Consider the following 20360-nt stretch of genomic DNA (forward strand, 5'->3'; position numbering starts at 1 on the left):
CGAATGTTTCTTCGAACTATCATACCAATCTGTCATCTAATTACCTAACATCTACAGAGATGACTAATTAATTAAACAGAATAAACAAATTTCTAAAAATAAGTAGCAAAGCCTATTTCAATACCGCTGGTTTTTGCAGGGGCATTTCCAAGAATATCTGTTTGCTCCTGATAGCGATAGTTTAGTCTGAATACGGTTTGATATGTAGGACGAAAGCTGATTCCCGGAACAAAAGCCCAGATTTCATCTCCGATATTGCCACCTGTTTCATTAAAAGTACCAACATTCCAATCAACTGATTCAAGTCTGAGAGACATATTGAAAACGGCATCTTCAAATCCAAACATTGGTTTATCTACTAAAGGCTGAACAATATCCAGAAAACCACCGCTTTGTTTTTCTCCGTATTGCTGAGTGAATGTATTCGGAACATCCACAAAAACCCATGCCCACTCGCCAACTATGTAAGTATCTGAAAACGGTAATTCTGTATTAAAATCTACAGCAAATACATCCAATCTTCTCGGCTCATCAAGTATCAAGCCGTCATCTTCATGAGTGTTGTAAATTCCCCCCATGTATGATAATCCCAACTCACCGATATTTTGGTTTCGAATTGCGATTTTTCCGGTAAACAAAGGTTCGCCATTACTGGATTCTTCAAAACGCTCCTTATTATCCTTTGAAGCTGGTAAAAAACTACGGTTTTCAGTATTGGTGACTATAGAATTATCAAAACCATTGGTTAGATAAGCTTCATATCCAAAAGCCCAATCCTGCTTGTACATTTTTCCATACAAACCGAAACCAACATTGCTCCAGGTTGCGGGAAGCATTTGAGTCATAGCAATCGGACGATCAACAAATTCCCACTTTGGTCCGTCATGATTTTGATTAAATGCTCCAATCGGATTCACAACAACTCCGCCTCTTAAGTTCAGGAACGGATGAAAATTTACATCCATCGCAGCAAATTCAATGGCGATCTCTTCACCACCTTCTTCAAATTCAAACTCACTCATAAATTTAATTCTGGAACTGATAGAGGATGTGATAAACAGCGTAACTCTGGGAATCCGGAATGTATGTCCATCTGTGAGTCCGTCTTCGCCGATGTATTTGTAATCTACTTCCAGGTAACCACCGATCGAAACCGGAGAGCTTGATGTCGCATAAACACGATTGCTTAATGCATCCATGTTCATTGCATTTTCCAGTGAATCTGATCGATCATCTTTCAAGAGAGACTGATCTACCTGAGCGATTAGTTGCTGTGACAGTAATCCAATAAATAATGTGATAATTAACTTTTTCATCGTAGATCGATCTTTAAAATTTCTGATTCAATGAGTACTGGGAAGGTTCTGAGCTCATTATCTGCGGGACCGTTTTGAACAGAACCGTTATTTGTGAATTCACTACCGTGAGCCGGGCATTCCAGACGATCTCCAAAAACTCTGAGTTCCGTACCCTGATGTGTACATCGCATCAAAAGGGCAGTGTAGGTTTCGGAATCATGACGGTAAACAGCAATGGGATAACTGAGCTTACTGTTTTCAACTACCAGATAATCTCTGGAACCGGTGCCATCTTCTTTTAAGAAAGCACTTAAAGGGATCTCCATAAAATTTCCATTGATATCTGCATTCAGATATTTAGTGCCTGCACAACCCTGCAGAAACAGTGAAGTTGTGATCAATCCTGCGCAGCTTAAACCGCATACTTTTATAAATTCTTCTCTGTTCATTACAGCGACCTCAAAAATTTGAGAAGTGCTTGTTTGTCAGCATCACTTAGCCCTACAAAATCATCTCTGCTTTGCTGAGCTTCTCCACCATGAAGTTCAATAGCTTCCTGAATACTTTTAGCTCTTCCATCATGCATCAGAAAGAATTCTCCACCTTGTGATTCCGGCGCTAAACCCAATCCCCAAAGTGGTGGAGTTCTCCATTCAAAAGTTTCTGCTGAACCTTCGGTAGCACCATCATCAAGTCCAGGACCCATATCGTGAAGTAAGAGATCTGAGTATGGAAAAATCGTTTTATTGGAAAGAGCATCAATATCAGATTGCGGTGTTGTGAATGAAGGAACATGACAGGAAGAGCAATTGATGCTCACAAAAACTTGTTTACCTCTGATGACTTCGGGATCGTCCGCGTCTCTTTGGATTGGAGCTTTGAGTGTTTGAAGATAGAATACAACATCACGAATAGTTTGATCACTAACTTCCGGGTCAGTGGATAATCCTGTATGCGGATCAATGGGGTTGAAAGTAGAAGTTACTCCCATGTCCTGATTATATGCACCTACCGTTTGATGAAGAAGATCAACTGCAGCAGCTTTTTTACCAAAACGACCAATATATTGTCCACCAACGGGTTGATGAAATGGTTTTGGAATAAAATAGGAAGGAGGATTAATATAATTCGGAACACCGGAAATACCGTCACTATCAGAATCATTGGGATCTGCATTATCCAGAATTTGTTGATCGGTCAAAGCTTCAAGAAAACCTAGTCCTGTAACAGCCGGTGGAGTAAAATCCATAGAAGGAACACCGCTTGGAAGCGTTTCAGGCTTAAACCCGGGAATGGCTCTGTTTTGGAGTTGAGGTCCTCCGATACTGACATCAGGAGCTGTGTTTGGTTGCGTCTGTCCAAATCTGGTTAATGTTGTGAAAGGATGTCCTTTACCGTCTCCGGCATGACAACTTCCACATGAATTAGCAACGAAAACAGGACCAAGACCTGATTCAGGTGTAAACACCTCGTCGTTAAAAGCGATATCGCCCTTAAGAAATCTGGATTGTTCGGAAGTGGAAAGCCCTTCGGTTGGGCCGTCGAGTAAGTCACTTTCTGCAGGAGCTTCGGGAATCAAACTATCACAAGAGTAGATAGCGGCAACCAAAAGGAATACTGCACAAGCGGATTGTATTTTTCGGGTAGTCATGATGTTGGTTTATTTTTATGTGAATATAAAAATATTTAGTCATGACTAAAAATTAAATAAGGAATGAATAAATATAGTCAATCAAAGGAAGTTAAATATTGAATGAATTGGAAATAATGAGCTGATTCCCTTTCTTCAATCTTGGAAAATGTTTCTATGGAAAGAGATCAACTTTTAAAATTAATATCGGGTCCTGTACTTTTTACACTTTGTGTGTTAATCGGAGATTTTGATAACGTTCAGGTTCGAATGATTGGAGTTGTATTCTGGATGTTGAGTTGGTGGATCACTTCCGTAGTTCCGATCGCTGTTACGGCACTTTTACCGATCATCTTATTTCCAATGCTGGGGATTTTAGAACTTCGAGAAACTACCATCAACTATGCTAATCCGGTTATCTATTTATTCTTTGGTGGGTTTGTTCTCGGACTTGCAATTGAAAAGTGGGGATTGCACCGACGTATTGCTTTAAACATAATGAAGTTGGCAGGGGATAAGCCTTCCAGAGTGATTTCAGGTTGTATGTTAGCCACATCTTTATTATCGATGTGGATCAGTAATACAGCGACAACGGTAATGATGTTGCCTATTGGGATGTCAGTGGTAGCATTATTGGGAGATAAGTTCGAAAACCAAAAGAGTGGCAAAAATTTCGCTTTGACTTTGATGTTGGGAATTGCATTTGCGGCCAACATAGGTGGTATAACTACTTTGATTGGAACACCACCAAATTTAGTATTGGCAAGTATTGTTCAGGATAGTGGTTTGGAGCCGTTGAATTTTTCTGACTGGCTATTTTTTGCTTTCCCGTTAGTTGTAATTCTTTTTAGTTCGGTATATCTGATCAATACGAAAGTTGTGTTTCCTGTTAAGATCAAAAAACTGGAAGGAATAGGGGAATTACTTTCAAAAGAACTGGAAAGAATAGGATCAATGAAAGTAAGCGAACGAAGAGTATTGATCATTATGCTGGGAACGGCACTACTTTGGATATTCCGTTCACAGCTTACTCAGATTGAATTATTGGCTAACCTAAATGATACCATCATAGCTATTTTCGCAACTGTCATACTCTTTATTTGGCCATCCGAACATAAAGGAAAAGCATTGCTGGACTGGAATGACACCAAGAAATTACCGTGGGATATTTTACTTTTATTCGGAGGAGGTATTTCTTTAGCGAAGGGTTTAGAAGTCACCAATATTGTGGGATTATTGGGCGAATGGATATCAGGTACTATAGCTCCAAATCCATTGTTAGTGATTCTTGTAGTTTGTGCATTTGCAGTATTCCTGACGGAAGTAATGAGCAATGTAGCTCTGGTTGCTGTGTTTATCCCGGTTTCATTTGTAATTGCCCAAAGCTTTGGATTGAATGAACTTCAATTGGCAATTCCGTTAACCATAGGAGCAAGCTGTGCTTTTATGTTTCCGATCTCAACGCCGCCAAACGCTATTGTATATTCAAGCGGTTACATAAAGATGAACGAAATGGCGAGGACGGGAATATTTCTGAATATCACCTGCATCGTGTTGATCTCACTTTATTGTTACTTCTTTCAGGATTGGTTTTTTGGATAATAAAAGATGATTCTAAAAACGATTCAATTAGTTTTGGAACGAACGAATTTGTAAACAAATCTCGGAGCGTTATAAAGCAAAAAAAGAAGAGAAATAAGCACGATACCGCCAATGATCGGGATATTTGCGCCAAACACGTACATTGCTCCGATTGTAAATCCTAAAAGGTATTCGCCGAAATAAAGAGGGATAAAAAGAGAAAGTGCGAATAAGCTCAGCATCAAATAATCAAGACCGGTCGACTCAATTGAAAACAGATATGACACTACAATTCCGAATATGATTGCGCTTACTAAGCGATATATAACATTCTTGTTGCTGTCCTTTTCTGAAGCACTGTTTCTTTTTTCAATTCTAAGCAGAACAACCCAGGTAGCCAAAGGAAAAGTAAGTAGACCCCACCAGTTTGAGATTCCGGGCAGGCTGTCATCTTGCAAAATAAAATGAGTAACGATCCCTCCGTGGAAATGTTCAAATAACAAATGAACAAATACCAATAATGCAGAGAATAGTGTAATGAATACTTTGTTTTTTTTGATGAGTTCTAATTCCACAGAAAGATAATTTGATTGATAGACGCGAAGTAGTACTACGGTTCAGAGAATTTGTTACACTCTTACATTCCCAATTCACCAATTCCTCCAACTAACGTTTGAACTAGAATTGCTACCTACTTTTGTCTTGATACAAAAGTAGCAAAAGATCAAGCCGAAGTATTTAAGACGGGTTCACTGATCCTACGCTGAATAATCCTAAAGGTCTTCGCTCATTCTGAGAAAGTTACTACACTCCTCACCTGAAAGGATTATTCCTGCTTCGCAGACGTATCCGGATCAGGTTCACTTGTCCGTCTTAAATACTAAGGGCAAATTTTCCCAGAACTATCATCACTAAATTGCCAACGAATTTTCTGACATCTAAACGGATCACACTCACATAAATTAAATGGGCTATTCCAAATTGAAAAATTCTTAATTCTTCATTGAAACATTCCTAATTCCCCTATTCCTAATTCTCACTCCTTAAAATATTCTCCATCTTTTTTCCTCTGGCAAGTTCATCAATCAGTTTGTCCAGATAGCGACATTCCCGGGTAGTTTTATTGGTGATCTCTTCTACTCTGTAGCCACAAATCACTCCGGTGATAAGATGTGCGTTGGGATTTAATGTAGCTCCCTTAAAGAAATCCTCGAAGTTTACTTTAGAATCGATCAACTCCTGAATTTTCTGTTCATCATAACCGGTGAGCCACTCAATAACTTGATGGAGCTCATCTACCGTTTTTCCCTTCTTTTCTACTTTGGTTACATAGTGCGGATACACCGAAGCGAAGGTCATCTTGGCTATGCGTTCATCGTGATGGCTGGTATCTGTTTTTGCTGGCATTATTCGATCCGTTTAATTCAGAATTTTTAAATTCATGCAAGTTTATACAATATCGGAATTGCGGCGACATTGTTCTCATAAAAGTTATCCAATACATACGTTTTAAACGTTTTCTTAAAGATCAATGAGGGCAGGATATAGCTAAAGCTGTCCCATCTGCAATGATTAATGATCTTGTAATCTGATTTCCCGGGATTTTCGGGCAGTAGAACAGTAGAATTATCCAATCCGGTTTCCTGCTGAAACCAACCTGCGGTGTATTCCCAGATCCCGATATTCTGTTGAACATTGTCTGCATAAAAGAAATTAAACAGAAATACACCTTGTCGGTTATGGTCGACGGAATTGATCTTTTTCACATTGGAGGCACTTAAGTAAAGTGTATTACTTGCAGCTTCGCTTATTTTGTTTTCCAGATCTGAATATAGTTTATGGGATTTGATGTTTTCTGCAATGGATTCACTTTCTGTTTCGATCAGTACAACTACATCATATTTAGCGATGTGAACATTTGGTCGTTCTTCTAACAGTTTTCCCTTTCCGGGCGGGATCAAACTGGCTTTAAAAACCACAGCACTTTCAACTCCATCAATAAGTTCAAGTTCTCGGCATGCGGATTTTGAATAGGTAAGCAGTTCTTTCTTTTTGCTGCTTGTGAATAGAAAAAAGGGTAGGGCTGATCGGTCTACTTCCGCGGCGAGTAAAAGAAAATGATTTCCAGAAGGTTCGACTAAAGAAACTTTATCGAACTTCAATTCCGGATTTACTACCGATATATTTGTATTGCTCTCCATATATCAACCCATGATTTGATTTAACATCAGTTCATCCATTCTATGAATCAGAAGAACAGATAAATAAACAAGAAATACCTTCAAACTACAACTTGGTCATCTGATCTGGGGAGTTAAATAGCTTCAATCAATGTTTTTATGATCATTGCTACTGTATGTTTTGATCTTTTTGTTTATGATTTCACTTATTTCATCAGCTCTGTCCACAATCATAAAATGTTCTCCATTATCGATTAATTCAACTTTACCCGAGCCACTCCAAGGAATAAGTTTATCATTAGTTCCATGAATACGAACTATGTTTTCAATTCTATCAAGATTGCTCCAATTGACTAATTCATTAATTGCCCATTTTGCAAAGCTCAAGTCCGTATCATCTAAAATAGAATTCAATAGTATTTTGTTATTTGTACCAAAAATGAACTTGGCAATATTTCTTTGTGGGTCAAATAGTTTATCAGGTAAGCTATTCAAGAGACCAGTTTTGCCAACACTTCTATAAATCGGTCTAAGTTCATTCTTTGTTTCGGCTGAAGAGATTAAAATGGTAAGTCTTGGTTCAAGGATTTTACTAATTTCGACAGCAACTATTCCTCCAAAACTTACACCTACTAACGCAAAATCAGAGTTTCTATCTATAATTTTTGATAGTCGAATGGAGTAGTCTTTTAGAGTCTCGTTTTCAATTGGTTCGATCCATTCAACAGGAATCAGCGGATAATCTAAATTCAGAAAATCGAAAACTCTCTTATCTGCTCCAAGTCCACTTATTCCGTAAATTTTCAATTTCTGTCGGTTTTTTTAATTCTTAACAACAACAGTGTAAAGTGAACTTTGTTCATGTCTTTTTATATGTTGAAGTTGTTATGTGGCGCAAATTCGGTCAGACAGGTAATCTGTCAGACCGAGTTTGCTCTACATTATTTTTCTAATCGATTATATTTTTTCAATGTCTCGATAAGCAGATCGTGAGGTAAGGCATGAGCTTTGTTTCCATTGATTCCTTCCATAGTCTCTGCAGCTACCATTGCATTGATGATCGCTTCTTCCACAGCCTGAACCGTGGCTTCAAAAACCGGTGTTAACAGATCATTGGACATCGTTTCAACAACAGTTGCTTGATCTCGCGAAAAAGCATTTTCATTTGCAGTTGAGAAAGCTAAGAAAATATCACCGGAGCCGTTACTTCCGCGTCCACCAACAATTCCGACTCCCAAAGGAATTCTCTGAGCAATTCTCTTTAATTGATGGGGGAGCAGTGGGGCATCAGTAGCAACAATTACGATAATGGAGCCGTCTCCTTCTTGTCTGTTGGATTTTGGAGGCGCATTAAATTCATAATTCAGAGTGTCTCTTAATTCCATACCAACGGGAACACCGGCGATCGATAAATTTCTTTTTGCTCCGAAATTGGATTGTACAATAGCTCCAACAGTGTATGAGGAATCTCTGATCTCAAAAACTCTGGAAGAAGTTCCGGTTCCCCCTTTGAAGCCTAAGGTCATCATACCGGTTCCTCCGCCCACATTTCCTTCCGCAATTTGTCCACCTGATGAATTTTCTATGGCTTCTAAAACATGCTCTTCCTGAACATGAAAGCCATAAATGTCATTAAGAAAGCCATCATAAGTTTCTGCAACTACCGGATAAGTGTACCACCAACTTTCTCCACTGTACCAATCTGTATCAACGAACCATTTTAGTACCGCTTGTCTTACTTCTCCAACACTGTTGGTATTTGTTATCATGATGGGGGTTTCTAAAAATCCGGATTCGGTAACCCATGTTGTTCCGGTCATTTCACCATTTCCGTTTAAAGAATACCAGTTAGCATAAACCGGGCTGAATTTCTTGGCTTTGCCTCTTGGAAATATCGCCGTGACTCCTGTTCTGATCGGACCTTTGCCGATTATATTTTCTCCCTTACCGGAGATAATGGTGCTGTAGCCAACTTCCACACCTTTAACATCCGTAATGGCATTGAATTTTCCCGGAGTACCTACAAACGGAACACCCAAATCTCTTGCTCTTGGTTTCTGTGCATAAGATTGAGCACCAATAAGTGCGATCGCTAAAACTAGGAGTATTTTTTTCATTCAGATGGGGTTTGGTGTATTTAGTAAATGGGCTGATAGAATTCTATTTGCAGCCCATATTTATGTTTATTTATCAGAATAGGATGAATAAACGGGAAATAGCCTCAAACTACAACTTGTTCAATATTAAGAGGAATCACAAGCCTTCAAAAGTTCGTTCCAACGTAGAGCGTGTGGAATGAGGGGAAATTAACGATTAGTATATGGCAAGTAGGGTAGTAGAAAGCGATAAACTTTCAAATTTGCACTTAGCCAAAGCGTTGTATTTTGTTTTTATCTTATTCATTTTAAAAGCCAAATCAACGATTTGGCGGTGTTTGCAAATACTAAACTTTCTTAACCACCGAACGCCCTATTTGATATATACCGTTTTGTGGACCGTTTTTATTCCACATTTTTTAGTTTTTTGTCATACCAAACATCTTCATATCCGTTTTTGTCAATTAAAAATCTATAGCCAACATCAAGTCCGAAATATTTGATTAATTCAGGTCGGATTTGAAGCAAATGTTCAGCACACATTGGCTGGAAAAAATCATCAGATTCCGAATATTCTCCTGTCCAAATGTACCAACCGGTTGTTCCCTTTTCTTTTGGATGTCTCAATCCGTGAATTGGGTCGGCATTCAAATCGGAACCAACTCCGATTTTTAGTTTTTTATTAATTGGGTTCCACTTAGAATCATACTTTTCACAAATCTTTTTTTGTCGGTCGATATGTGCATTCCACAAATTGTAATCCGCCAATAAATCCTCATCAGTTTCTAATTGATGTTTCCAAAGTATTATGTTTTGTTTCGTAATCGGAAAGTTGATTTCTGGACTGTCCCATTGATAAATGATGTCAGATACTACATCATCGTCCCAATCAATATATTCTTCGGTTATTAGATTCCACGCATAATTTTCAAATTCCTCTTCTTTAATTTCTCCATTCAGATATTGGTCGCATTTTGCGATTAAGTCCGAACGTGATATTTTATTTTCTTGATTCAATTCTGCGTTTTCTTAAATGGTATACAACATCAGAGTAAAGTGAATTCTATTCACTTTATCTCTATTTCATGTTTAAGTTTTATTCATAAAAACCAACTAAATCAATACTTAGCCGGAGTGCCCGTAGCCGGTAACGAGGTTTCTATAAATTCACGAATATCATCATTGGCATTTTTCAGATCTTCGGCGCGTAAGTACATCATGTGTCCACTGCGGTAGCCTTTAAAAGAAAAACGATCTTTCATTTTACCACTTGGGTCGATCTGCCACATGGTATATTTAGCATCAAAATATTTGGTGGCTCCATCGTAATAACCGCTCTGAACCATGGTGTGTAAAAACGGATTTTGAGCCATTGCCTGACGTAAATTCTCGCCGGTATTGTTTCCGGTTCTGTCCCACGGTCCAACAGGACCGAACATATTGTATTTCAGATCAGTCTTGAAGTTCAAATGATTGGCAAAGTAGTAATTGACAGCGGGAGTAAAAGAATGCAACCAGGATGTAAGTTCAGAATTAAAGTCAGGACTGCTTCCTGCATCGGTTTTGTCTAATCCTTTGTAGCGGGAATCTAATCTTCCTACGGTATGGCCTTCATCACGAAGTAATTCCTTCCAGAAAAAGGAGGGAGGTACATCCAGGTTATGTTGAAGAATCACTTTTTTGGAGATTCCTGAATAACGAGCCATCATTTCCGCAGCTTGTTCACGTTCTTCATCACTCACAAAACCACCTTTGGCAAGCACAGGCATTAATTCAGTGACCGCATATTCTTCTGCAAGCGGTAAAACTTCCAACAGATCTTTGGATTGCAGATCATTTGGTAATTTATTGTGATACCAAGCCGCCGCGGTGAAGTAAGGAAGTCGGAGGGAAGCTCCGAGCGGGCCATCTCTTCTGCGTTCTGAAGTATGTACTCCTAACTCTGTCGGAGACACTAAGATCACTCCGTTTATATACATCCATTGTCTGCTTTGCAGCGCCAAAGCCAAACCTGAAACTCTGGTGGTTCCATAACTTTCTCCGATCAAATATTTTGGCGATCTCCAGCGGTTTACTCTGGTCATAAACAGATTGATCCATTCTGCCAGATATGCGATATCCTGATTTACTCCGAAGAATTGTTTTCTGTCTGCTTCTTCATCCAAAATTCTGGAATAGCCGGTATTTACAGGATTCACAAAAACAATATCAGCAACATCTAAAATAGAATGAGGATTGTCTTTAACTCCGTAAGGCTGAATTGGAAATCCTTCATCGTCAATACGCAGGACTTTTGGTCCGGTGTAAGCCAAATGCATCCAAACGGAAGCGGAGCCCGGTCCGCCGTTGAACGAGATCATTAGTGGTCGGCGGCTATCGTCTTTGATATCTGTTCTCTTATAATAAGTATAATTTAGCGTAGCGATCGGCTCCATATCGTCATTAAAAACCGGCTGAAATCCTGAAGTTGCTGAGTAAGGAATTTTCTGTCCATTGATCGTAACCTCGTGAGTGGTTTCTACTGTTTGGTCAGCGTGATCCGGAAGCGAAAATTTTTGAGCAGTTACCGATGTTAGCAGAAGTACTAAGACTAGAGCCGTTGAGAAGAGTCGTTTCATAATTTGATAGAGTTAGTTTTGATCAAAATACTATTGGAAAAGCAATAATGCAGAAAATCAGGTGGAGCGATTACATTTTTTAATTAAGCGGGATGGGTAAACTTTTAAGATGTCGTGTAATTTTTGATGGGTTTACTATGACTTTACGGATAGGGTCATCCTGTCCGCCAGCTGGCGGATCAGGATCTTAGCAAGATTTATTTCTAGTTGCAATATCCGGCACACCGATCAACGCTGTGAATCCCCTCGATTTTAAACTGGTACCGATGCTCTGCGTCGGAAACGGACCTCCCCGGTGCCGACACAAATTCTTGGGTTCTGAGTAGTTCGCCCCTCCCTGGATAAGGAGGGGAATTCCCGAGTAGATTCTAAATTTTATCAACGAGTCCTCCTTCTGTTGCAGGAGCCTGCCTTTAATCGCTGCGGGATAAATCCCTGGCCGGTGTACCTGATTAAATCTGTGGCTCCACCATCACTCCCAATCAAGTTTACCAGTGAGGACTTTAGTCCGATCGGCTTCTTTTCGTAGTTAAAATCCTCGTCCACAAAACCGCAGGACTGAAGCCCTTGCTAGCTTATGTGAGAGTTCAAGAAAATAAACATAGCCTTTGTTTATGGTAGTAATACAGATTCAAGACCTATTCCTTACAAAGATCCTGAAACTAGTTCAGGATGACCTACTTAAATATCTAAATTGATAATTTAAACAAGGAGGACGTTTACGTCCGGAGGGTTAGTACATTTTTGAAAAGAACCCAGATCTCGGGTATACACTTCACATTTAAAAATAGTCACACTCCTAAACAAATGACGGTTTCAGAAAAAGCCTCCAACTATACCGACCTTTAGAATTATTGGCGGTCAAGAACGTAATAAAATCGACGGCTCCGAAGGAGCAATCATTACACTCAGGCTGATTTGTGAATATGCATCAAACGCAGGAAGACCTTTTGTAATGATTAGTCGATGTAATGGAGTTCGCGCCAATAATTCTTGTCGGGAGCTTTTGGTACTTTTGTCGGTACAAAAGTACATAGAGCTAAGGAACTGAATCCTGTAAACACACTTAGCTTATAATAGGGTACCTACTTTTGTCTTGATACAAAAGTAGCAAAAGATCAAGCCGAAGTATTTAAGACGGGCTCACTGATCCTACGCTGAATAATCCTAAAGGTCTTCGTTCATTCTGAGGTAATTAATACACTCTTCACCTGAAAGGATTATTCCTGCTTCGCAGACGCATCCGGATCATGCTCTCTTTTCCGTCTTAAATCCTAAGGGCAAATTTTTCTACAACTACAAAACGTAAACGAATTATCTAACATCTAAAAGGATCAAATCAAAAAGACATTAATTATTATCTGTATTTAAATTTTTCATAAACTCCACAAACCTCTTAGGTAATTCAAAAGGTCGTTCTGCAGGAATGGGAGGAAGGGTAGGCTGTGGATCGATAGTTGGTTTTTCGGGACGAAGTTCTGGTGTCCAGATAAAACCTTCCAATCGCCGGCTATCCAGCTCGGTATACTCGGGTAAAAATAATCCCTGATTTTTTCCCATTTTAGCTTCAACCATATCACCGTTTTCGAAGATCAGAACTGTTTTGGGAGAAGTACTTTCAAATGCTCCGTCCGGTTCATTATTTTCGTTAGTGATATGATATAAGACTTCACTGTTTGGATGTATCCGGATCCTTGAAATATCCCCGTTCTTAAAATCCGCAATGAGTGTATCTCCTTTGATCTGATTTAATCTTCCTGTTACAGTGTCTTCCTGAACAGCAAATGGTTCAGGATAGGAGGTTAGGCTTTGAACTTCACTACTATCGAGCTGAACAAAGATAAAGGGTCCGGTGAGTTGAATATTTTTATTCCAGGCTTTGGGATTTCCTTTTAATCGGAAGAGTTCAGTATCAGAATTATAAAGTAAAGTATCAGAAAGAGAAGAGAATTTTTCCGTCCATACATTTACATCCGTAAAAGCATCTATAGTTGTGGTGGAATCTTTTTCATTGAGTTCAATTTCGTCAGCAAAAATGTGGGTGGTATCTGAGCTTACTGAATCCTCTACTGTTCTCCGAAGGTAGCCGTTGCCTCTCAAATATCGTCTTCCGGTGGAATCGGCTTCTAAATAATCTCCGGTAAGCAAAGCATTATTTGTGCTGTCAATAACCAGAAGATTATCAAATAAACGAAGGAATTTGGATTTACGATTAATGAATAAACTATCGCCTTCCACATATTGAGCAGAATCTTCAAGTTGAACATTTCCTCTGAATTCGGCACTGTCCTGATTCTGAAAGTAGACTCCGGATTGAGCTTTTAAAATTCCATTCTCGTTGTCTTCTAATCTGATCTCATCCAGAAAACGCCCCACTTTGGTTACAAAATTGTAATTCACTTTATTTCCGAAAAGCAATGTGCTGTCCTGCTTAATAATTACCCGACCTCTGAGCTGACTGAAATCAAGCACGTTGTAATAGACCAAAGAATCGGTCCAGATAATTTCAGTTGGAGTGGTGATCTGAATGTTTCCAAATGCTCTGAATTCGTCTTTTTCGAGGAATTGCCAGGCGCTGTCGCATACAATAGTAAATCCACCCGTTCTTAATCTGGCTTCATATAATTTCCGGACAGGTTCGCCATCTACCGTAATGCTTTTCAGTGTTTTAACGCTTTCTATCTGAACGGTCGTCTGGGCATGAACAGCGGTTTTATTAATGCCAAATAGCAATATCAGAATTGGCAGATATTTGATCACTTTGTTCAATTAAACTGAGTTTTCCCTGTTACTTCAGTAAGAGTGTAATTTGTAAGATCTGTATTCCCAACAAATCCTGTTGCTGCAATACTGTCTGTTTCTGTTATGATGAGAACTCTACCTGGAGTGGTAACTTCATCATCTTCTCTCAGCCATTTTAAATAATCGGAATATAGGAATCGTCCGTTTTTAGAGTGAACGATCACATTTCCGAATAGCTCGAATTGTGCGTCTTTAGGTAAGTAAATAGCGCTATCAGCAGAAACTTCAGTATCCAAAGTGTCACTTTTGAAGATATCTATTGCCACCGGCCCGCTCAGATAAGTTGTTTTATTTCTGTCTTCTGTGATGGTAAGGGCACGACTACTTTTCAGATTCAGTTTTAAAGCTCCATTTTCGATAATGTCCATATCCACTTGTTTTGTAGTGGAGCTGGTGATTAGAGAATCTCCTAAAGCTTCCTGAATGCGTTCGTTATCATATTCAGACAACTCAGTGCATTGAGACACTATCAAAAAAAGAACTAATGGAGCAAATATGTACTTAAGTTGTCCCAAAATAGCGATCTCCGGCGTCTCCCAAGCCGGGGATGATATAGGCCTGGTCATTAAGCTTTTCATCTATTGAAGCAGTAATAATGGGAACATCGGGATGATCAGTTTGCAGACGCTCGATCCCTTCCGGAGCAGCTATGAGTGCAACGAAACGAATATTTTTAGCTCCTGATTCTTTCAGAAACTTAACTGCGTGGCTACCACTACCGCCTGTGGCTAGCATCGGATCCACAACCAGAGTGAATGCATCTTCAATTCCATTTGGAAGGTTGTGATAGTAATTAACCGGTTCATGTGTTTCCTCATGGCGGTATACACCGATATGTCCCACTTTTGCTTCAGGTATAAAATTAATTATTCCATCCACAAGACTTAATCCGGCTCTTAAAATTGGAATTACTACAACATCTGTAGAAGGTGTGAAACCACTTGTTTTCTGAATTGGTGTTTCAACTTCAAATTCAGTTAACGGTAATTCACTCAAAGCGTGATAGGCTAATATGTTTCCGATATTAGCCATCGCTCTTCTGAATGGAGCCGTTTTGGTAGTCTTATCCCGTAAAGCTGTTAAGTAAATATCAATTACGGGATGGTCGACTTCCAATACATTATTCATAAAACTATTTACCTGTTTGGTCTTTCATTTTAGCGAAATAAGTTTTGCTGGCTACAGCTACGGTTCCTGAAAGTGCAAATAATGCTATGATATTCGGGAAGGTCATTAAACCAAGTGCAATATCACCGATTGCCCAAACGGTTTCGAGGGCGAGTATAGCTCCCAAAAAGTGCATAACCAGATAAACCATTTTGTAATAAATAATGGACTTGTCTCCGGCAAGATATTGAATAGATCTGTCTCCGTAATAACTCCAGCTAATTGCTGTGGAGATACCGAATAAGATCACACAAATAGTTACGATATACTTTCCTCCGGCAAAAGGAAGACCTTTTTCAAAAGCCAGAGCGGTTAGTGGCGCTCCGTTTTCTATAATAGAAGAATGCAACTCTGAAACTTCATTCCCATCAATACTTTTGGCTACATATTTGTCGTCTTCTAAAGAAATAGAACCATTAAATAATTGAGTTCTGTCTTCATCTGTGTAAAATTCTCCTGTTGGATGATCATTACGGATGACTTCTCCATTCGTTGGAACTCCATCAACTACTAATAAAGAATTACCTTGCTCAATTACATAGGTATTTTCCAGACTGGATGCTAAGAACGGAACATCATGCTTTTGTTCCCAAACACCTGTACTAACGATCACAAGTCCGGTCATTGTACAAACTACAAGCGTATCAATAAATGGTTCAAGTAGTGCTACAACACCCTCACGAACAGGTTCTTTTGTTTTAGCAGCACCGTGAGCAATAGGGGCAGAACCCTGACCGGCTTCATTCGAGAATAAACCACGTTTAATACCCCAAACTAAAGTTGTTAAGAATACACCTGATCCAACACCAAATATTCCTGCTTCCGGAGTGAATGCGTATGATATAATAGTTTTAAAGGCGGGAATAACTTCGCTCGCGTTCATCAGAAGAATAATTAAAGCTCCTAACACATAAATAATTGCCATTACAGGCATCAGGCTCGCGGTAACTTTACCAATTCTTTTAATTCCACCGATAATTACAACTCCAACCAGAGAGGCAGTAACTAAACCTGTAACCCAACCCGGTACTAAGAAAGTACTTCTCATGGTGTCGGCTACTGTATTAGCCTGAACTGCATTTCCTGTAAGGAACGAACAGATTACAGCCATTGCAGCAAAAAAGATGGCAAGCCATTTCCAGTTTTGACCAAGACCTTTTTCGATGTAGTACATTGGTCCACCTGACACTGATCCATCATCATTTACCACTCTGTATTTAACAGCTAAAGTACATTCTGTGTATTTGATGGCCATACCGAAGAATGCGGTAACCCACATCCAGAAAAGAGCACCGGGTCCACCGTAGTGAATGGCGATAGCAACTCCGGCAATGTTACCAATACCAACGGTTGCTGAGAGTGCAGTGGTTAATGCTTGAAAGTGATTTACGTCACCAACGGCATCAGGGTGATCATACTTACCCATTACGGAAAGTACACCATGACCGAACTTACGAACCTGAACAAAACCGAGGCGTAAAGTGATAAAAATCCCGAAGCTAAGAAGAACAACTACCATAAAAGGGAAGTTGGAAGGTGTGCTCCAAACAAGGTCGTTTAAACTGTTTACAATACTTTCAAATAATTCCATGCAATCATTTAATTTTGAATTAGTAGCTTTTTATGACCCATGAAAGTAAAAAAGATTTAGGAATAATTATTGATAACATTTTTTCTTTAACAATTTGGTCCAAAATAATAGTTATTTTAAGTGAACGATTTGAAGTAAGCTTTGTTTTTTTAAACGATTGGCTTAATAGAAAAAATAAATTTTATCAGGGATAAGAATTATGACAAAAGCGGACATCGTAGATATTATATCATCATCAGTAGGGCTAACAAAAGTAGAAACAGAGGCTGTGGTTAATGGTTTCATGGAAACTGTTATAGACGCCATGAAAAGAGGCGAGCATATTGAATTGCGTGGCTTTGGAAGCTTTAAAGTAGTTAAACGCGCTCAAAGAGTGGCGAGGAATCCGAAAACAAATGAAGAAGTTATTGTACCGGAGCAGTATGCACCTATGTTAAAAATGTCGAAAGACTTTAAAGAAGCTGTAAACGAAAGTATGTCAGAAAAAAAATGATTTAGAAAAACTTTGAAAAGTTCTTATTTTTAAAGCTAATCAATTCATAGAAATAACAATCAGAAATTTTTGGTGACCATTTATGCCAAGCGGTAAAAAAAGAAAGCGTTCAAAAATTGCAAAGCACAAACGCAAGAAGCGTCTGAGAAAAAACAGACACAAGAAGAAGAAATAATTTTCAGGCTCTGATTAAATCAATCAGAGCCTTTTTTATGTTCGTTTGTTTTCATTCCACTTGTACTTGCAGCGTTTGCAATAGTAGTATGGATTAGAGCTGAATAAAAACAAAGTAGTAATAAAGAATGTGAGCAAAGCCTTAACAAGAGTAACAGGCTTATTTGTTACTAACTCTGATTGACATCTGGGGCAACGTATCTTTTCGATTTCTACACTTGGGTCATTAATAAGTTTTAAGAAGTCCTGAATGATAAGTTCAGCTTCTTTAAGGTCCATATCTGCTACTGCCAGTCTGTTACCACCTATAGCAATTGCGGATCCAAAATTTGAAGTGCTTGTATTACTATCAAGAAGAAAAGCCGGGATGTCGGAATCTTCCAGTATCGATTTTGCTGCATACGCATCATTCGGATTATAGAAACTATGAACTACAACCAATTTTGGCTGATCCATTAAGCAGCAACAGCTTTAGATAAGATTTCGTCAGAAATATTGATAACCTTATTTGCTTTGAACAGCAATTCATGTAAACGTCGGCTTACAAGTTGGTTAACCTCAAGTAAGTTTTTTGGGGTATCAATTTGATATTGAAAATAGGAGATCAAGTTTATGGCAGATAAGTACTTTCCATCCTGGTCGCCTTCAATTTCAACATGCCAACGTGTAATTATATCATCTTTTGCTAATAAACTATTTACATCTTTGCTTACCGATTCCATCCATCTGCTGGCACTTTCAACCCGGTAATTTCCATTTTTGTCTGTCTCGATAGGCTGACAGGTATGTTCATCAAAAAGCCATGCTATTTCAACATCAATGGTTGGAGTAAGGCTGGTGTTTTTAAGCTTATCCATTTCTAAGAAGGGATGAGATTCCATACCCTCAAGTTTTTTTGCTAGCGCAGTTTCTCTGAAGCTGTCCCAATCAAAATTAATTGAAAGTGCACGAATGAAAGGAGAAATTTTTGAAAGATTTATTTCCAATTCTAAACCGGTGGCATTTATTTTACTATTTTCCCAAGTCTTAAACATATCGGTTGATATTCCTCTTTTCTCTAAGTTGGTATCAACAGTGTTTATTATCGAATTAAAAATAGGATATTGCATAAACCTCTTTATTTGAAATCAGTATTTAAAACCTAAAGCTCTCTTTGAATTATTACGAACTAAAATATTTAAAGGAATTCATTAAATCCAAAATTGTTGGTAAAAAAATTGTTTTAGCCAACACTAGATATAAAAATCTAATAGAGTTTTTTATAGAAGGAGAAGATGAAAACCATCATAAACTGGTATTCAGTACCAGTCCCGGAAATATGGCTTTGTTTCTGGATCATTATTCTAACCCTAAGAAAAAAAATACCATAGCGTTTTTCGAGGATATCTATGATCTGAAGATAGAAAATGTGAAGCTTGCAGAGACAGATCGAATATTTACAATCTGTATTCAGGATAATTTTGAACTCATCTTTAAAATTTTCGGAAATAATGGGAATGTGATGCTAGCAAAAGGGGGGGAGGTAATTGAGTCTTTCAAAGGCAATGATATTGAGGAAATAGAAACGCCGGATGAAAAAGAGATCGATCTGTTCGAAAATGTGAATATGGATAAGTCTCCCAAACAAATACTTACTTCTCTGAATCCATTAATTCCCAGAGGAAATCTTTCTGAGCTTATTAAGGAATATCATGTAGATGAAATGAACAGTGATGAAATTATTTCATTCACAAGAAAACTTACTTCTGAAGTTGATACTAATCCATCATGGAGGTTACTGGAAACCGGTAATACTTCCATATTCAGTGAAGAAATACTTCCTTTAAAAACAGCAAGGTTCTTTGATTCTATCAATGACCTGGTTGCTTACAGGTATAAAAACTATTCTCATGATCAGAGATTAAGGCAACAAAAGGGAGAGCTGCTTAAGAAATTAAAAAGACAGCTTAAGAGAACCCTGTCAGGTTTACGTAATCTTGACAAGGCTGATAAAGGCTTGGAAAGAGCAGATAGATATGAGAAGTTTGGTCATCTTTTGATGGCGAATGGTCATTTGAAACCTGAAGATGATTCAAAAATAATAGTTAATGATCTGTATGATGAGGAAAAGGAAATAGAAATTCCATTAGATAAAAAACTCTCAGTTATTGAAAATGCTGAAAAATATTATTCAAAATCTAAAAACTCGATCCGGTCTTACGAAGAAGCTCTGGAAAGAATTCCAATATTAGAACAAAGAAAAGAACTGATTGAAGACCTTAAAAAGGAAATAGAAGAGTTCAATAGCTTGAGGAATTTTAATGACTGGAAGAAAGATAATATCAAAGCTCTGAAGGAATTAAATATTTCTGAAGATGAAAAACAGGAACCCGATTTACCATTTCATACACTTGAAGTGAGTAACTATCCTGTTTGGATCGGTAAAAATGCCAAGAGCAATGATAAACTCGTACAAATGGCTCACAAAGAAGATATTTGGTTGCACGCCCGAAAAGTGGCCGGGTCACATGCATTAATTAGAATGGGAAATGATAAGGGAATGCCTCCTAAAAGTGTGATTTTAGAAGTAGCTTCTTTTGCAGCTTATAATTCAAAAGCGAAAGGTGCAGAAGTTGTACCTGTTATTGTTACCAAGAAAAAATACGTTCGTAAGCCGAAAGGAGCTCCTGCCGGGGCAGTTCTTGTGGATAAGGAAGAAGTTGAATTTGTTAGCCCTAAAAGGCCTTAGAG

The 20360-nt window shown here is 38.5% G+C and carries 19 protein-coding genes; 3 read left to right on the forward strand and 16 right to left on the reverse strand.

The genetic code is table 11. The features are described from left to right. Nucleotides 1-92: 92 nt before the first annotated feature. Genes A8B79_RS06225 through A8B79_RS06235 form a run of 3 tightly spaced genes read right to left on the reverse strand, consistent with a single transcriptional unit; the run spans nucleotide 93 to nucleotide 2949 of the window. A complete protein-coding gene (locus tag A8B79_RS06225; protein WP_066219590.1) occupies nucleotides 93-1316 on the reverse strand; it encodes a hypothetical protein in 1224 nt (407 codons plus the stop codon). Continuing rightward, on the reverse strand, nucleotides 1313-1747 hold the full coding sequence (locus A8B79_RS06230; RefSeq protein ID WP_066219592.1) for a Rieske (2Fe-2S) protein: 435 nt from the start codon (nucleotides 1745-1747) through the stop codon (nucleotides 1313-1315). Before A8B79_RS06230 ends, A8B79_RS06225 begins: the two co-directional genes overlap by 4 nt. After that, nucleotides 1747-2949 (reverse strand): di-heme oxidoredictase family protein, encoded by a 1203-nt coding sequence (locus tag A8B79_RS06235; protein ID WP_066219594.1) that lies wholly within the window; start codon nucleotides 2947-2949, stop codon nucleotides 1747-1749. The genes A8B79_RS06230 and A8B79_RS06235 overlap by 1 nt, the downstream gene beginning before the upstream one ends. A 156-nt stretch (nucleotides 2950-3105) precedes the next feature. On the opposite strand from A8B79_RS06235, the gene A8B79_RS06240 reads away from it, so the two are divergent. Beyond that, the gene (locus A8B79_RS06240; RefSeq protein WP_066219596.1) at nucleotides 3106-4530 is read left to right on the forward strand and encodes an SLC13 family permease; all 1425 of its coding nucleotides are present in this window, start codon (nucleotides 3106-3108) and stop codon (nucleotides 4528-4530) included. A 23-nt stretch (nucleotides 4531-4553) separates the two neighbouring features. Here A8B79_RS06240 and A8B79_RS06245 read toward each other — a convergent pair whose 3' ends face one another. The 11 genes from A8B79_RS06245 to A8B79_RS06295 form a co-directional block, all read right to left on the reverse strand. Further along, nucleotides 4554-5084: a hypothetical protein gene (locus tag A8B79_RS06245; RefSeq protein ID WP_066219602.1), complete on the reverse strand. Its 531-nt coding sequence runs from the start codon at nucleotides 5082-5084 to the stop codon at nucleotides 4554-4556. Between the two features lie 454 nt (nucleotides 5085-5538). Further along, nucleotides 5539-5916 carry a DUF2200 domain-containing protein gene (locus tag A8B79_RS06250; RefSeq protein WP_066219605.1) on the reverse strand — a complete coding sequence of 126 codons (378 nt, stop codon included), beginning with the start codon at nucleotides 5914-5916 and terminating at the stop codon, nucleotides 5539-5541. Between the two features lie 32 nt (nucleotides 5917-5948). Further along, nucleotides 5949-6710: a hypothetical protein gene (locus A8B79_RS06255; RefSeq protein ID WP_082894081.1), complete on the reverse strand. Its 762-nt coding sequence runs from the start codon at nucleotides 6708-6710 to the stop codon at nucleotides 5949-5951. Between the two features lie 123 nt (nucleotides 6711-6833). Continuing rightward, nucleotides 6834-7496, reverse strand: a complete 663-nt coding sequence (locus A8B79_RS06260) for an alpha/beta hydrolase (protein WP_066219611.1) — start codon at nucleotides 7494-7496, stop codon at nucleotides 6834-6836. Nucleotides 7497-7630: 134 nt separating this feature from the next. Beyond that, complete coding sequence (locus A8B79_RS06265; protein WP_066219615.1) at nucleotides 7631-8806, reverse strand: DmpA family aminopeptidase; 1176 nt, start codon at nucleotides 8804-8806, stop codon at nucleotides 7631-7633. 384 nt (nucleotides 8807-9190) lie between these two features. Continuing rightward, the gene (locus A8B79_RS06270) at nucleotides 9191-9802 is read right to left on the reverse strand and encodes an immunity protein Imm33 domain-containing protein (RefSeq protein WP_066219619.1); all 612 of its coding nucleotides are present in this window, start codon (nucleotides 9800-9802) and stop codon (nucleotides 9191-9193) included. Between the two features lie 101 nt (nucleotides 9803-9903). Beyond that, nucleotides 9904-11403: a S10 family peptidase gene (locus tag A8B79_RS06275; RefSeq protein WP_066219622.1), complete on the reverse strand. Its 1500-nt coding sequence runs from the start codon at nucleotides 11401-11403 to the stop codon at nucleotides 9904-9906. A 1350-nt stretch (nucleotides 11404-12753) separates the two neighbouring features. Further along, nucleotides 12754-14163 (reverse strand): OstA-like protein, encoded by a 1410-nt coding sequence (locus A8B79_RS06280; RefSeq protein WP_235603600.1) that lies wholly within the window; start codon nucleotides 14161-14163, stop codon nucleotides 12754-12756. Between the two features lie 5 nt (nucleotides 14164-14168). Then, on the reverse strand, nucleotides 14169-14720 hold the full coding sequence (gene lptC / locus A8B79_RS06285; RefSeq protein ID WP_076782538.1) for an LPS export ABC transporter periplasmic protein LptC: 552 nt from the start codon (nucleotides 14718-14720) through the stop codon (nucleotides 14169-14171). Continuing rightward, a complete protein-coding gene (gene upp / locus A8B79_RS06290; protein WP_066219629.1) occupies nucleotides 14707-15333 on the reverse strand; it encodes a uracil phosphoribosyltransferase in 627 nt (208 codons plus the stop codon). The genes lptC and upp overlap by 14 nt, the downstream gene beginning before the upstream one ends. Nucleotides 15334-15337: 4 nt before the next feature. Then, nucleotides 15338-16963 (reverse strand): alanine/glycine:cation symporter family protein, encoded by a 1626-nt coding sequence (locus A8B79_RS06295; protein WP_066219632.1) that lies wholly within the window; start codon nucleotides 16961-16963, stop codon nucleotides 15338-15340. 199 nt (nucleotides 16964-17162) lie between these two features. Between A8B79_RS06295 and A8B79_RS06300 the strand changes: the two genes are divergently transcribed. After that, nucleotides 17163-17456 carry an HU family DNA-binding protein gene (locus A8B79_RS06300; RefSeq protein ID WP_066219636.1) on the forward strand — a complete coding sequence of 98 codons (294 nt, stop codon included), beginning with the start codon at nucleotides 17163-17165 and terminating at the stop codon, nucleotides 17454-17456. 210 nt (nucleotides 17457-17666) lie between these two features. Here the strand turns inward: A8B79_RS06300 and A8B79_RS06305 are convergent, their stop codons facing one another. Then, nucleotides 17667-18086, reverse strand: a complete 420-nt coding sequence (locus A8B79_RS06305) for a putative signal transducing protein (protein WP_066219638.1) — start codon at nucleotides 18084-18086, stop codon at nucleotides 17667-17669. Further along, a complete protein-coding gene (locus A8B79_RS06310; RefSeq protein ID WP_066219641.1) occupies nucleotides 18086-18739 on the reverse strand; it encodes a hypothetical protein in 654 nt (217 codons plus the stop codon). Before A8B79_RS06310 ends, A8B79_RS06305 begins: the two co-directional genes overlap by 1 nt. 44 nt (nucleotides 18740-18783) lie before the next feature. On the opposite strand from A8B79_RS06310, the gene A8B79_RS06315 reads away from it, so the two are divergent. Continuing rightward, nucleotides 18784-20358 (forward strand): NFACT RNA binding domain-containing protein, encoded by a 1575-nt coding sequence (locus tag A8B79_RS06315; protein WP_066219644.1) that lies wholly within the window; start codon nucleotides 18784-18786, stop codon nucleotides 20356-20358. Nucleotides 20359-20360 lie beyond the last annotated feature (2 nt).

It is taken from the genome of Balneola sp. EhC07, assembly GCF_001650905.1.
Classification (GTDB): domain Bacteria; phylum Bacteroidota; class Rhodothermia; order Balneolales; family Balneolaceae; genus Balneola.